The organism is Methylocapsa sp. D3K7, from assembly GCF_029855125.1.
Lineage (GTDB): Bacteria > Pseudomonadota > Alphaproteobacteria > Rhizobiales > Beijerinckiaceae > Methylocapsa.
Map to the genome: position 1 here is coordinate 1179157 of NZ_CP123229.1, position 15799 is coordinate 1194955.

At 57.0% G+C, this 15799-nt stretch carries 2 protein-coding genes (1 of these 2 cut by a window edge); both read right to left on the minus strand.

The genetic code is table 11. From position 1 onward, the window contains the following. Entirely contained in the window at positions 1-2403 is a 2403-nt protein-coding gene (locus QEV83_RS05450; protein ID WP_280130219.1) for a penicillin acylase family protein, read from the minus strand. Further along, positions 2396-15799, minus strand: the 3' portion of a protein-coding gene (locus tag QEV83_RS05455; protein ID WP_280130220.1) for a non-ribosomal peptide synthase/polyketide synthase. The gene runs 1875 nt beyond the window's last position; only the last 13404 of its 15279 coding nucleotides appear in the window; its start codon lies off the right edge, out of view; its stop codon occupies positions 2396-2398. Before QEV83_RS05455 ends, QEV83_RS05450 begins: the two co-directional genes overlap by 8 nt.

Consider the following 15799-nt stretch of genomic DNA (forward strand, 5'->3'; position numbering starts at 1 on the left):
TCATCTGGTGGACTTGATTGAGTCCCGAACCCAAGGCCTCAGTGTCAAACCGTGCACGATCTCTTCGTTTGAAAATTTTGCCGGCTGTCCTTTCACCCAGCTCTCCTGCTGGTCGGAATAGTGAGGCGAGGCTGGCTGACCAGATTGTCCTCCCGGCATGTGAAGTATGCCAGCGCTTTCCCTGCCAGGAGCAACGACCATGCGTTCGCTGGCACCATATTTTCCATCGGCAAATCGCACGCAGTGACCGCAACCTGGGACCGCCACGCGAGGCATGTCGAGAAAAGAACGGAGGACAGGGACTCCTTCCGTCAGCGGGTGGCGGACATCCACTTCGTTCACACTGCCCCAAGTCAGCCCCTCCAAGACCGTCACGCCATGACGCTTTGCCAATTGCGATGCGCTTTGGAGAAGCCGCGCTCTGAGAAATCCATGCCAGTCATGAAAACTCTGCCTATCAGGCACAAGTTCGGGCCGGCCGCTTTCAATCATGCGCTGGACAGGAACGTCGGCGCTGCTCCAATTGTAAGAAAAACCTGGTTCGACATTGCGGCACTTGGCAAGCAGCGGCGCGAGCACGGCCTTCACAAGTTCCTCGCGAAATTCCACCAGCAAAGCAATCCCCTCGGAATTTGTTTCTGCGCGGCCGTCCCAGGCTTCAAGATAGCGGCGCAGATCGCCCGCCGGAAACGGGCCTAAAGCGTTTTGCCCTTCCAAGACCCGCAAAGCCAGCTTCTGATAATAGCGGTAGAAATCTGTATCAGTATCAAGTTGCAAGGCTAGCATGTCGGGCTCACTGATACCGTTGAGCTGGTTAAGCCGCTCCGAGATTCGCCAGGCGCGATACCCTCCGGAAAAATCATGACCGATCACTACGGAATAGCTGCTGCCGAGCATCCTCTGATTTGCGTTGACAAGGTAGCCAGCCGCGGGATTAACGACGCTTGGCAGCTCTTCTGGTGGAATATAGCCGTCCCAGCCCTTGCGGCCATCGGCCCAGGACTCACTGAACAGCCCGTCCATGCCAATACGGCGCGGAATTTTTCCCATATAGGTCCAGCCGATATTCCCGGCAGTATCTGCTAGAAGAACGTTTAAGGGCGGACCGCCCGCCCGATGCAGCTGTATGATCGCATCTGTTACAGTCGCAGCCCTTGCAAGGCCCATTACACCCAAATCGGTGGTGGTCGGATCGAGCGAGGTCCAGTGAACGGCCACAGGACGACCCAACAATAGCTTCGGCAGCACCGGTCCCCAAATCGTTGTCCGAACCTGAAGTGTCTCATCCACCCTATCGCGAACATGGATGTTTTCGGTTCTTGTTTCGAAACGAAGAGCGCCCGATGGGCTCCGATACCGGCTCGGAACTTTCGTGTCTTCCTCGATCGCGACGAGATCGACGAAATCTCCCTCGATACTGGTCATGCCCCAGGCAATTTGCCCATTGGTCCCAGCGATCAGGGCCGGAATGCCAGGCAAGGTCAAGCCTGATAGGCTCACTCCCGGATAGCGTAATGAGGCACGGTACCAGATATTAGGCACCGAGAGTTCAAGATGCATATCATTGGCCAGGATCGCCCGCCCATCCTGAGTTTTGTTCCCTCCAACGACCCAGGCATTTGAACCGCGCGGGCTGCCGTTGCCTGATACGATCCCGGAATCGTCATCGCCTCCTGCATTGGCGTTATTCAGAACAGCTATAAGATCGGCAACGGGAATGGCGTCCGTAGCACACCGGCCCGGGTTTCGCGGCGCCGTGATTTCGTTGTAACAGTCGCTCTCCGGTGTGAGAAAATCGACTACGGATTTCGGTAATACATGCCGCATCACTGTCGCTGTTCGTTCCTGATCTCCCGTCCAAGTCAGCATCGAGTGCATCGCCAGCATCACAAGAATACTGTCTTCCGGCCGCCATTTTTCGGGCCGATAGCCCAACATCATAAACTCGATGGGAAACATCGAGGTCGCCGCCATCGCTTGGTTGACGCCAGCCGAATAGGCCTCAATCAATCGGCGCTGCGCCGCCGGTAGCCGGGCGAGAACTGCGTCGGCCACGTGGCCAAAGCCCATCGTCCTGTTCCATCGATCCTCTTCCAGCAAATCAGCGCCGAAAATTTCTGCTAGGCGCCCTGCTGTCCCGCGCCGGAGCAGATCCATTTGGAACAACCGGTCTCTAGCGGTGACGAATCCAAGGGCATAAAAGGCGTCTGCGTCACTTCCAGCGCTAATGCGCGGTACTCCCAACCGGTCGAATTCAATCTCGACTATCGCGCCAAGCCCTGCAACTTCAAGAGAACCATCTTCAACAGGAAAAGGTGCGCGAACTATATAAACGAGCGCGGCCACAACCCCTGCCAGGATAACCAACAGCGCAAGGGTGGCGTAGCTTATTCCTTTACGCATCGAGACCTGAAAGCACTTCACCGACCGAAGCATGCAGATCACAATTGGATATGATGGATTTGTGATCTCCCTCGATGACCCTCACTTGCGCGATTGACTTCGCCTCGGCCGGCCAATCCACAGGTGGAATGTTGCCTTCGCCAAGAGTCCCCTGCGCCCACCAAACATGAAGACTCGCAGTCACCTGCGGGATCGTGAACGTATCCTCGATGAGGGCAACATGCTCCCACAGCGAAGTTTCAAGGCGCAAAACATCGAGTGATATATGGTTGAGCCAAAGTCCCCGCTCTCTCCCCCATAATGCGGCGCTGCCAGCAAGCCGCGTATCCGGGATGTCAGTTAAAAACCGTCGGAGCTCCGCAACTTCTAGTTCCGATAAATCAGCTAAAGTACGCAGATCTTGAGGATCATCCAGAAACTCTGCAAGACGGCCTTCCCAGTCATGCAGGGCAAATTTGCGCGGCACTGTCGTATCGATCAGTCCCAAGAAGTCAATATTAGCTCCCAACGCCTCGAGCCGCGCAGCAACGCCAAGTGCGATCAGTCCGCCAAGTGACCACCCCATCAGGCGAAAGCGCTCTCCACGATGATGGGCTCGCAGTTCATCGGCATAGTCTTCGACGACAGTCATAAAATCCTGCGGTTCATCTGATGGATCCCTCATGGCGCGCATTTGGACTCCGTAGATTGAGTGGTCTCTATCGAGCGCGGCAAGCAGCGGATGATAGCCTCGAACGTGCCCGGCGCCGGTATGAAAGAGATACAGCGGCAATCTCTCCGCCGCACCCTCGCTCAATGTTACAAACAGAGACGTGAAGTCCTCGCTTTGGGACTGCAGCCACTCGGCCAATTCCGCGACCGTCGGGTACTGGAATAGAGCGACGAGGGGGATCTCGGTTTGAATTGCATCACGCGCACGTTGCGCAAGTTGGACCGCGAGAAGAGAATGTCCCCCAAGTTCAAAAAAATTGTCATGCCTGCCAACCAGTGGTAGTGAGAGAATTTCGGCAAAGAGGAAGGCGAGCCGCGCTTCCAAAGCGGTGGCGGGAGTCGAGTCTTCGTCTAAAACTGCGGGATAGTTATGAACGGGCAGTAAAGACGATAGGATAGCTCGCTGGAGTTTGCCGTTGCTGCCGCGCGGAAGCTCCGCCATGAGCCGCCATGTGCTGGGGACCATGAAAGCCGGCAATCTTGCCCGAATTTGGCGGCGTAGCACGGAAGATGTGATGCTATCGTCCTTTGTCACCACAAAAGCCGCTAGGCTTTGCTCCCCGTGAGAATCTGTCCGCAGCACGACGGCCGCTTCCGCTACGCCAGGAACCTCTTCCAAACGGGACTCAATTTCCTCAAGCTCGATGCGGAATCCGCGCAGCTTCACCTGATGATCCACGCGTCCCAGAAACTCGAGTGCACCGTCAGACCGCCTGCGGACCAAATCGCCAGTGCGATACAGCCGGCCTCCGTCTGTCGCAAATGGATCCGGCACGAACCATTGGGCGGTGAGAGCAGGCTGCCGGAAGTAGCCGCGCGCGAGACCAATCCCAGCAATATAAAGTTCCCCGGCAACCCCCAGTGGGACGAGATTAAGATTCTGATCCAGCACGTGCAAGCTCACGCCATCAATCGGCCGGCCGATCGGCACGCCCGCGTCGCTGACCCCGTAACCGGCCGAGGCTCCGCAGGGCCAAAAGCTGGAATCTATCGTGGCCTCCGCTGGCCCATATGTGTTGTAAAGGTGGCAATCGAGACTTGCCACGAATTTGCCTCGCAACGATTCGCTCATCGCTTCCCCGCCACAGGATACCACCCGCAGAGTTCGACATTCGTGCCAGCGTGGCTCGTTCAATACCAGCCGAAGAAGAGATGGCGGTAACTCTATCATCGTCGCCGAATGGCGTATCATCAATTCAATCAAATGCTTCGGATCCCCACCTGCGGTCCCTGCAAGGACGAGACACGCACCCACAGCAAGGCACCCGAAGATTTCCCCAACAGAGACATCAAAGCTAGGTGAGGCCCGCTGGATGATGACATCATCTGGGCCAAGTCCGAATTCTGCTTCGCCCCACCTCACACGATTGACAAGCGAACGGTGCGAGACAGCCACGCCCTTAGGACGCCCTGTCGAACCCGAGGTAAAAAGGAGGTATGCGAGATTCTCCCGATTGATCTGAACGGCTGGGTTCGTTTCGGGAAATATTATGTAAGCGTCTTCTTCAATATTGAGGACGATGCTCGTCTGGGACGACCCGGTAAGCTCATTGATTGCGGTACCCCGCAATAGGAGTATGCTTGGCGAGGACTCCTCAAGCATCGCTTGCAATCTTGCCGGCGGATAGGATGGATCTAGCGGGACATAAGCGGCTCCGGCCTTGAGCACGGCGAGAAGTGCCACGACCAACTCAATGGAGCTCTCAGTAAGAATTCCAATGACAGTCTCTGGCCCGGCGCCAAGACCGATTAAGCGATGCGCCAGACGGTTGGCGCGGAGGTTGATCTCCTGATAGGTCAACTGGGAGTCGCCATCGACTACAGCAAGCCGGTCGGGAAAGCGTTTGGCTTGATCTTCGATCAGCGTCACGACAATCTCGGCCGATCGTATTTCCGCTTGCTCTTTTACAACCGAAATATCGAGGCTGTGGCCAACATCGAGAAGCCACCGCCGCTCCGACCCGGTGAGCATCTCCAGGCTACTCAATCGCGCATCAGGCCGCTCGACGATCGCATTGAGGAGGGTCTCGTAATGGCTTGCAAGATTCTCGATTGAAGCACGCAAGTACAGGTCAGTGTTATACTCGAAGAGAACCAAAAGTCCGTCTGCTGTCTCGACAACATCAACCGAAAGGTCGAACATCGCCGTTTTCGTCTCGACGTCAAACGCTTCGATGATGAGATCGCTCATCTCAATACGCGAGTCGGGCGTATTGTCCAGAGAGAAGGCGACCTGGAAAAGGGGGTTGTGCCCAAGTTCACGAGCAAGATCGAGCTCCATGACGAGCTGTTCAAAGGGAAGGTCCTGATGGTCTTGTGCTTCTAGGGTCGCCGTCCGAACACGTGTCAGCAAATCGGTGAAACACGGATCGCCAGAAAGGTCGGTCCGCAGCACCAGCGTATTGACGAAACAACCAATCAATCCCTCGAGTTCGATCCGCCGCCGGTTGGCGACCGGCGTACCAACGCAAATGTCGTTCTGACCACCATGACGAAACAGCAGCAATTTTAGCGTGGCAAGTAGAACCATAAACATTGTCGCGCCATTGCGCCTTGCCAGGGCGCCAAGCTTTTCACTCAAGTTCAGGGGAAGAGACAAGCTATAGCTTGCGCCGGAGTAGCTCTGTATCTGCGGGCGCGGCCAGTCAGTGGGCAGCCGCAGTATCGCCGGCGCATCCGAAAGGCGTGCATGCCAATAAGTTACCTGCCTCTCAAACTCCTGGCCCGTCAAATAATCCCGCTGCCAGAGTGAATAATCAGCGTATTGCAGGTTTAAATCGGCAAGCGGTGAAGGCTCAGAGCATATGAAGCTCTTATACAGAACCGCGAGTTCATCGATGAGGATGCCCATGGACCAGCCATCGGCAATGCTATGATGCAAGCTCAGAACTAAGATATATTCATTTGCACCTCCTTCCTCTGCAGGGGCCGGTTCGAAAATGCACCCCCGGATCAGCGGGCCGGCTGCAAGGTCAAACGGCTTATGCGCTTCCTCCAGGATCAGGCGGTGCAGCTCCGCCGCTCGCGCTTCCGCTGGCACATGATGCAAAGGAATCAGCGGCAGGCCAATCTCAAGAGCAGGCTGAATTGATTGAACCGGTTTCCCGTCGATGAGGGGAAAGCAGGTACGAAGAACCTCGTGGCGTCCACCAACTGCTATCAGGGCCATTCGGAGGGCGTCGATATCGAGGTGCCCGGTAAGACGCAAGGCAAGCGGAATATTGTAGAATGAACTGTTCGGCTCCAACTGGTCCAGAAACCAAAGTCTCTGTTGGGCAAACGACAAGGGAATTGGAACGCCACGCGGCCCGGTACCCAAAGGCGGCGATGCCGCTGCAGGGTTGCTCTTTGAACAATCAGCGGAACTTGAATTGGCGATAAGACAAGCGAGCTTGGCAACAGTCGGCGCCTCAAACAAGGACCGAAGACTGACCTCGACATTGAGATCTCGCCGAATCCTGGATATGGCACGAATCGCACTTAGTGAGTGTCCACCGATCTCAAAAAAACTCTCATCGATTCCCACGCATTCAAGCCAAAGCACGTCCGCCCAGATTCCCGCAAGAATCTCTTCGATCGCTGTTCGCGGGGTAATGTAGTTAGCCCGCACATCAGGCACCCCTTCAGGTGGTGGTAGGGCCTTGCGATCGACCTTTCCGCTTTCCGTTAGCGGCAAAACATCCAGCGGAACAAAAGAGGCAGGAATCATATAATCTGGCAGATTCTTCCTCAGTGCTGTCCGCAAAACCTCCGCCGTCACATCACCGACAACATAAGCGACAAGCCGCCTGCCTCCCGACGGATCCGCGAGCGCCACAACAATCGCCCGCCGCACGTTCGCAACAGCAGAGAGAGCCGTCTCGATCTCGCCAAGTTCAATACGATGACCGCGAATCTTTACCTGATTGTCGATACGGCCAGCATAATGCAAGTTCCCGTCTGCACTCCAGTGCACCAGGTCGCCGGTGCGGTAAAGCCGCTCGCCCGCCCCGCCAAATGGATTCGGTACGAACCGCTCCGTGGTCAGATCAGGACGGCCGAGGTAACCGCGCGCCAGGCCAAGGCCACCAATATAGAGCTCCCCTTCAATCCCAACCGGAACAGGCTCGAGATTCCTGTCCAAAACATAAACCCGAGTGTTGGCGAGCGGGTGGCCAATCGGGACATCGCGTAGATCGGCGCTCGCGGCGGATAAGATGAACGCCGTCGCCGTAATTGTCGCTTCCGTCGGGCCATAGGTGTTTATCCAAACGACGTTCTCGCTCGCCAAGGCGCGCCAACACCGCAGGCTTTCCGCAGGGACCTTTTCTCCGCCAACGAAAACAAGCCGCAAACTCGCCGGAAGAGGCTTCTTCGCATCCATCAGCTGCATTGTCAGTTGGCACCAGTATGCCGTCGTGAGTGCCGCGACGGTGATCTCGGCGCCGGCAATAAATTCCACAAAATCGATAAGAAATTCACGATCGCCGCGAGGAGGCAACACAAGCGTCGCGCCGCTAAGCCATGTGGGAAATATTTCTTCGGCAGCTTGGTCAAAACTGATCGAAGAGAATTGCAAGACCCTGTCCCGTTGATTCAGGTTAAACGTGCCTGTCTGCGCCTGCACCAAATTGATCAGGCTTTCGTGCGTGACCATTACGCCTTTGGGAAGTCCGGTTGAACCCGAAGTGTAAATCACGTAGGCCAGATTGGCGGGGCCGCTTTGTTGCGGAGGATCAATATCTGGCGCTAGCACCCATTGCGAGGCATCGCGGTCGAGGCAGACAGTCCTCACCGGAATTGCTGGCAAACAACCCAGAAGATTCTCTTGCGTCAGCAGCACCGCAGTGCCAGCATCGGTCAGAAGATAGGCGAGACGTTCCCTTGGATAGGCTGGGTCAAGCGGCAAATAGGCACCACCTGCCTTCAAGATGCCGAGGATGCCGATCACCATGTCAAGCGACCGCTCAACGAAAAGGCCAACGATCGTCTCGGCCGCTACGCCAAGATTCCGCAGATGATGGGCAAGCCGGTTTGCCTTGGCGTTCAGCTCGCCATAGGTCAACTGCCCGGCCTCGCACATCACCGCCACCGCGTCCGGATGCCGCGCGGCTTGCGCCGCGAACAACTCGTGAAGAAGATGGTCCTTGGGGCAATCCGCCGCGGTCGCGTTCCACTCAACAAGCAATTGCCAGAGCTCGGCGGCGTTTAGTAAAGGCAGAGCGCCGATACGGACGTCTGGCGAGGCAGCGATCACTTTCAGTAATGTCGAAAAATGCCCGAGCATCGCTGTCACCCTGGCGGTATCGAAAAGTGCGCAATCGTAAGAAATACCGAACTCCAGGACCACGTCTGGCGAGACCGACACCGTGATAGGATAGTTGGTTTGCTCATGAGCGGACGTATCACTGATCTCGACGTTACCTATGCGGCCGGACAGGCTCCGGTTGACCGGATAATTCTCGAAGACCAACAGGCTTGCGAAAAGCGGCGCACCGCGCGGCACCTCGCTCCAGCCCTGGACTTCCACGAGCGGCGTATATTCGTATTGACGCAGCTGAAGGTTTTGCGCGAACAACGAGCGCAGCCAGCTGGAGACATGGGCATCCGGAGGCACAGCCACACGCAGCGGCAAGGTGTTGATGAACAACCCTACCATTGACTCGATGCCCGAAAGCTCGGCCGGCCGCCCCGAAACCGTCACCCCAAAAAGCACGTCCCGCTCACCGCTGGTGCGGCTCAGAAGAATGGCCCAAGCCCCCTGCACCAACGTATTCAGAGTCACATGATGACGGCGAGCAAAATCCTCCAGGACCCGTGTCTTTTCCGCGCCGAGCGTCAGGCTTATCTCGGCATAGCGATCGCCGGAAACCGGCGCATCGCCAGCAGCCAACGAGGAGAATGGCAAAGGAGTTACTGCGCGGAACCCTGCCAAAGTCTGCCGCCAATACGCTTCCGCCGCCGCCATGTCCTGATGCGTCAGCCACGCGAGATAATCGCGATAGGGGCGCGAGGGGAGAAATCGCGGCGGCTCCCCTCGGCACATTGCTCCGTATGCGTCGAACACTTCCTTCAGGATAAGCGCAAGACTCCATCCATCCAGCAGGACGTGATGGTGGCTCCACAAAAACAGACAACGATCCCCGGCGCAGCGCATCAAGGCAAGGCGCATCAATGGCGCATGAACGAAGTCAAACCCTGCTTGCCGGTCGGCTTCGAGGTAAGCCGCCCAGCGCTCGGGATGTTCTTCCGCGGGAACGCCGCGCCAATCCTGTTCCTCGATCGGTAAGACAGACTTCGCGTGTACCACCTGAACAGGCGAATCCAAATTTTCCCACCGGAAAGAACTCCGAAAAACCGGATGCGCCACTATCACTTGCTGCCACGCCACCGTGAAGGCCGCGGTGTCCAGCGGTCCCTGCAATGTGCAACTCAGCTGCTCGACATAGACCCCCGACTTCGGCGCATAAAGCGCATGAAACAAAATCCCTTGCTGCAGCGGCGTCAGCGGATAGACATCCTCGATGCCTCGTACGCCGCCAAACAGCTGATCAAGCTGAGGCTGAGACAGCCGCGCCAAACAATAATCCGATGGCGTATAGCCGCATGAATCCGGCCGCAAACAATGCGAAATCAAATCTCTGAGCGACCGAAGATAGGCTTCCATCAGCCACTCTGCCGTCGCCCGACGGTAACGTGCGCTGCTATAACTCAAAGAGAGCTGCAAACTACCTTTAAGCACATTGCATGAAAAATCCCATTCATGGGGACGTATTCCATGTCCGTCATGTTCCAGCCCAACGCCCGCTCCTGCCACGACAAACAGAGCTCCTTCCTGTAGACTCTGGTCGAATTGCCCGAGATAATTGAAACTGATTTGCCCCGCGGGGTGCGCCTTTAAGCGCCGTCCGATAGCGCTTTCCTCATCGCCATAACGCAGCAGTCCATAGCCGATCCCCTTGCGCGGGATTGCTCGCAGCTGTTCCTTTATTGACTTCAGCGCATCGCCAGCGTGGCCTCCCGCAGCGCCGCGCAGAAGAACCGGAAACAAAGTCGTGAACCAACCCACCGTGCGTGAGAGATCAATCTCTGGAAAGAGTTCCTCGCGACCGTGCCCCTCAAGATCAATAAGAAACGCCGAATGCCCGCTCCACATACTCAGGGCCTGAACCAATGCCGTCAGTAAAATGTCGTTGATCTGTGTCCTATAGGCTGCCGGAACATCCTGCAGCAGCGCGCGAGTCTCATATTCCGTCAGCGACCTGGACACACTCTGTGTCAGCTCCGCCTCGTTCGACCCACTTGCGTCATCGATCGGCAGGGGCAACACATCCAATCGCCGTGGATCGCCCCAATATGCTTCTTCCTTGCGTAAGCCCTCTGACTCCAACGGAGACTTCGAATAGCTCCAAAGCCGTTCCGACCATTGCTTGAACGACGTAGTCTTCGAGAGACAGTCCGTTATTCCTCCGCCGGCCCCTGCAGAAAGCTGACGGTAGACACTTTGCAAATCCTCCAGCAGGATCCGCCAGGAGACTCCGTCCACTACCAAATGATGGGCTGCCAGGAGCAAAAGCTGCGACTCGCCCAGATTGAACCAACCAGCCCGTATCAAGGGTCCCGTCTCAAGATGAAGGCTCCTCTGCAGCGCGGTCGTCGCATCGACCAAAGCCTCCTTCTGCGACGCGGATGGAATTCCTCTAAGATCGACGCGAACGAACAGACCCGTACATGAATCTGCCGCGAGATTGCGCTGCCTCCAGCCTGCTGCTGTCTCGGCATGAACCGCGGAATCCGTCTTAGCAAAGCGCATCCGTAAGGCGTCATGGTGAGCGACAAGCCGTACGACAGCTTGTTCCAAGAGATCAGGCTCGAGTATCGACCTCACTTCCAGTAGGATTGATTGATTCCAATGATGCGGATTGGGCAAAGGAAGATCAAAAAACCAGCGCTGGATGGGCGTCAGGGGTACATCCCCGCTCACTGCTCCTTGCTCAGCGCTCACCGCTTGCGCCGCCGCTATGCCAGTTTCTGCCACTACGGCCAACGCGACGAGGGTCTGATTCTCGAACAGCTGCCGTGGCGTAATCATCAGCCCGTGCTGCCTGGCCCGGCCCACCACTTGGATACTCAGAATAGAATCGCCGCCCAGGGCAAAGAAATTATCCGACACCCCAACTTTCTCGACGCCTAGAACCTCTTTCCAAATCCTGGCAAGTTTTTCCTCAATCGCGGTTCGCGGAGCGGTGTAGCTGGCCTGCGGGATAATCCCATTGTCGGTCGCAGGCAGGGCCTTGCGATCAATCTTTCCATTGGGCGTCAGGGGAAGAGTGTCCATCCTGACAAAGACCGTTGGAACCATATAGTCTGGCAGACGCTCGCGGAGCCAATCGCGAAGAGTCTCGAGACCGGGTTGCATATCTGGAACGCACACGACATAGGCTATGAGCTGACTGAAAGCTTCTGATTTACGTGCCATCACGACAGCCGCGCCGACGGCGGGATGGTCGACGAGCCGCGCCTCGATCTCGCCAAGCTCGATCCTGAAGCCCCGAATCTTCACTTGCTGATCGATCCGTCCGAGATATTCAATGATCCCATCAGGCCCATAACACGCCAAGTCGCCGGTCCGGTAAAGCCGCTCCCCTGCCCCGCCAAATGGATCTGGAACAAAACGATCCGCCGTCAGATCCGGCCGCCCAAGATACCCCCGGGCCAGCCCAGCCCCCCCGATGTAAAGCTCCCCTACAACCTCAATCGGCGCCAGATCCCCACCTGCATCAAGAATGAAAGCTTGCAGATCCGCCAGCGGCCGGCCAACTTTCGATGTTCCCACCGTATCGCCGCGCTTTAACCGCTGGAGAGTGACATGCACCGTCGTCTCGGTGATGCCATACATGTTGACGAACTCAGGACAATCGTCGCCATGACGGCCAAACCATCCAGCAAGGCGCTTTGGCTCGAGCGCTTCGCCGCCAAAGATGACAAGCCGGAGAGACAAGGATTTATCCGTGCCCCTCACTGCATCCTCTGCGTCAAGCTGATAAAAGCTCGAAGGCGTTTGATTCAGCACCGTTACCGCATGTGTTATCAGGAAATCATGGAACGCTTCGGGCGAACGGCTGATCCAATATGGAACGATGACCAATCGCCCCCCGTAAAGGAGGGCTCCAAAAATCTCCCAGACAGAAAAATCGAAGGCAAAGGAATGAAACAGCGCCCAGACATCCGTCGCGGAAAAGCTATACTCGGCCTCCGTCGCGGCAAAGAGCCGCCCAGCATTTCGATGGCTAACGCCAACACCTTTGGGCCGTCCGGTTGAGCCCGATGTGTAGATGACATAGGCGAGGTTTTGCGCGGTTACGGCCACCGCCGGAATGTTTACGATGGCACCGGCGGGCATCTCCCATTCTTCATCGAGGAAGAAAGTCTTCACTGCCGCCGGCAGCCGCTCACGCAACCGTTCCTGTGTCAGGACCAGCACTGGCCCCGCATCTTCGATCATATAGGCGAGCCTGTCGCCCGGATAGGATGGATCGAGCGGCAAATAGGCGCCGCCAGCTTTCAATATGCCGAGAATGCCGATGATCATCTCAAGCGAACGCTCGACGCAAAGGCCGACGATCGCCTCAGCACCTACACCAAGACCGCACAAAAAAAGCGCAAGCTGGTTCCCCCTGGAGTTCAGCTCGGCATAGGTTAGCGCCTCCTCCCCGCAGACCACCGCAATCACATCCGGCGCCCGCGCCGCCTGCGCCTCAAACATCTCGTGGAGAAGACAATCCTTGGGATAATGCGTCGCCGTTGTATTCCAATCGACCATCAGCTGCCGGCGCTCGGTGTCGCCTAGAATGTCAATATCCCGCTCCGCCGTATCCGGGGCCTTCTCGAGCGTATCGACGAGCTGCTCTAGGGCAACCCGCATATAGCCGCAGATACGGCGAGGAGCGATTGGCGCTTGTATTTGCACCGTTAGCTGAAAGCCTTCGCCGAAATCGTCCACCGACAATGTCAGCGGATAGTTGGTACGCTCTTCCACATAAAGCGTCTCAACCCCTTTCCAATCCGGCGGCACCTCGCCCGAAGTTCTCTCCCGCATGGAACTGTGACGATAGTTCAAGAGTGCCGAAAATAGAGGCGCGGGTGCGGTAACCGCGCTGCACCGCTGCGCAAGAGCCAGCGAAGCGTGCTCATGCCGTAGCAGATCACCGAGTAGCTCATGCGCGCGCCGAACGCCCTCCGTGACGCTAGCCGCTCCCACCCTGATACGCACTGGAAGGGTATTGATAAATATGCCAAGCGCACGGTCGAGGTTCTCACCGCCCTGCATCCGGCCAAACAGAACCGTGCCGAAGACCACATCCGCGTGCCCAGAGACCCGCGCCAGAACATGGGCAAAGGCTGTATGAAAAAGGCTCGCCGCGCTCACACCAAGGAATCGCGCCCACTTCCTCACTTTCCGGGCAAGAACTGGGTCGAGATCTAGCCGCGATTCCAAAATCTTTGAGCCATCGCCCTGAACATCCAAAAGACCAAACGGCGCCGTTGGCTCGCTCACGTCTCCCAACATCGCCTTGAAGAAGGCTTCGTGTTCTGCTCGGCTTACCCCCAACCTTGCTTGCGCCACGAAATTGCGGAAAGGCAGAGGCGCTGGAAGCGTCCCTCCCCGGCCTTGGAGACATGTTTGCGTTTCTTCCACCAGGATTTCCAGCGTGGTGTGGTCCAACACTAAGTGGTGCGCAAGCAATAACAACAGCCAGCGATCCCCGCTGGCGTCACGCGCAACGAAAGCGCGCAGGAGCGGCGCTTTCCGCAGATCAATGCGAAATTGGCGCGGATCAAAGCGGGCTCGCAATTGCGCGGCGATATCACCTTCGGCCGGGTCCAACCGCACATCTTCCACGTGCAGCGGTGCCTGGCACCACACCACCTGGACCGCCTCGGGCAATCCCTCCCACTCCACAGCCGTGCGCAATATGTCATGCCGCGCAATGACCGACTGTATCGCGCCGAGAAATCCATCAAGCCGTTCGCGCCCATCAAATGCCAGCAACACCGGCATAAGGTAGGGGTCACCTTTGGCTGCCATCAGATGGTGGAACAATATGCCTTCTTGCAACGGCGCCAGCGGGTAAATGTCCTGCACGTTAGGTGCCCCGCCGGGAACTTCGCCAACGATCTGATCGATATCGGCTAGGTTCAGATTCACGAGGGACAGCATCTCAGAACGGATAGCGTCGCAGCCGGGCGGGATTAGGTTGGGAGGAACCGCGACTCCAGAGCACGTACCTATCGTACCAGCAAGGGCCGCCGGCGTCGGTTTTGAAAACAGCGCGCGCACGTCTGTTTGCAATCCGGCGTGCCGCAAACGCTCGATCAATGTCACAGCCGATAGCGAATGTCCGCCGAGTTCAAAAAAATTGTCTTCAATCCCGACAAGATCAAGTCCAAGCGTCTCAGCCCAAATTTGGCACAGTGTCATTTCCGCTGAGTTGCGCGGAGCGATATATTGACGCCGGGCGTATGCATCAACGCCCGGCGGTGGCAAGGTTTTACGATCAATCTTCCCGTTTTGTGTCAGCGGCAGAGCACCCAATCTAACAAAGGCTGCAGGAATCGAGTAGTCCGGAAGACGCTCCTGCAACGCGGTCCGCAATGCGTCCGGCTCTGCCTCACTCACGACATAGGCGACAAGCTTTTCACCTCCCGATGCATCGCCAAGCACGATGACGATAGCCTCGTTTACCGCGGGATGAGCACAAAGCGCCGTCTCGATTTCGCCAAGTTCGATACGATGACCACGGATTTTTACTTGATGGTCGATACGCCCGGCATATTCCAAATTCCCGTCAGGTTGCCAGCGCGCCAGATCACCGGTGCGATACAGACGACCGCCAACCCCGCCAAATGGATCCGGCACGAACCGTTCAGCGGTCAGACCAGGACGGCCAAGATAGGCGCGTGCCAAGCCAAAGCCGCCGATATAGAGTTCTCCTTCAACCCCCGCCGGAACAGGCTGCAAGAAAGCATCCAAAACATAGGTCCGCACTCCGTCAATCGGGCGCCCAATGATGCTCCCTTTCCCCGCAAGCTGCGCGGCCCCCTGATTACACATCGTCACATGCACAGTCGTTTCCGTAATCCCATACATGTTCACGAGGAGGGGAGATGCCTCGCCATGGCGGTCAAACCATGGCCGGAGACTCCGCGGGTCAAGGGCTTCGCCGCCAAAAATCACCAAACGCAGCACGAGCCGCTTGCGATCCTCCGCGAAAGCCTCCGTCTGCAGCAATTGCCGGAACGCCGAGGGCGTCTGGTTCAGGACCGTTACCTCCGTCCTCGCTAGCAACTCATAAAAAGCCTCGGGTGCCCGGCTCACCCAATAGGGCACCACAACAAGCCGTCCGCCATAAAGAAGAGCGCCCCATATCTCCCAGACTGAAAAGTCGAAGGCGTAGGAATGGAACAAGGTCCAAACATCTTCTGGACCAAAACCAAAAGCCGCTTCCGTTGCAGAGAAAAGATCCATCACATTGCCATGCGAGATCATGACGCCTTTAGGCTGGCCGGTCGAACCCGAGGTGTAAATGACATAAGCGAGATTGGCTGGGCCACAGAGTGTCGGCGGATCCACATCCGATGATCGCGCCCATTGCCAGGCATCCTCGTCGAGGCAGATGGTCTTCGCTAGCGTCTCTGGCAGACA

Coding starts and splice junctions, on each gene's coding strand:
- QEV83_RS05450 (WP_280130219.1), bottom strand. CDS start 2,403: ATGCGTAAAGGAATAAGCTACGCCACCCTTGCGCTGTTGGTTATCCTG.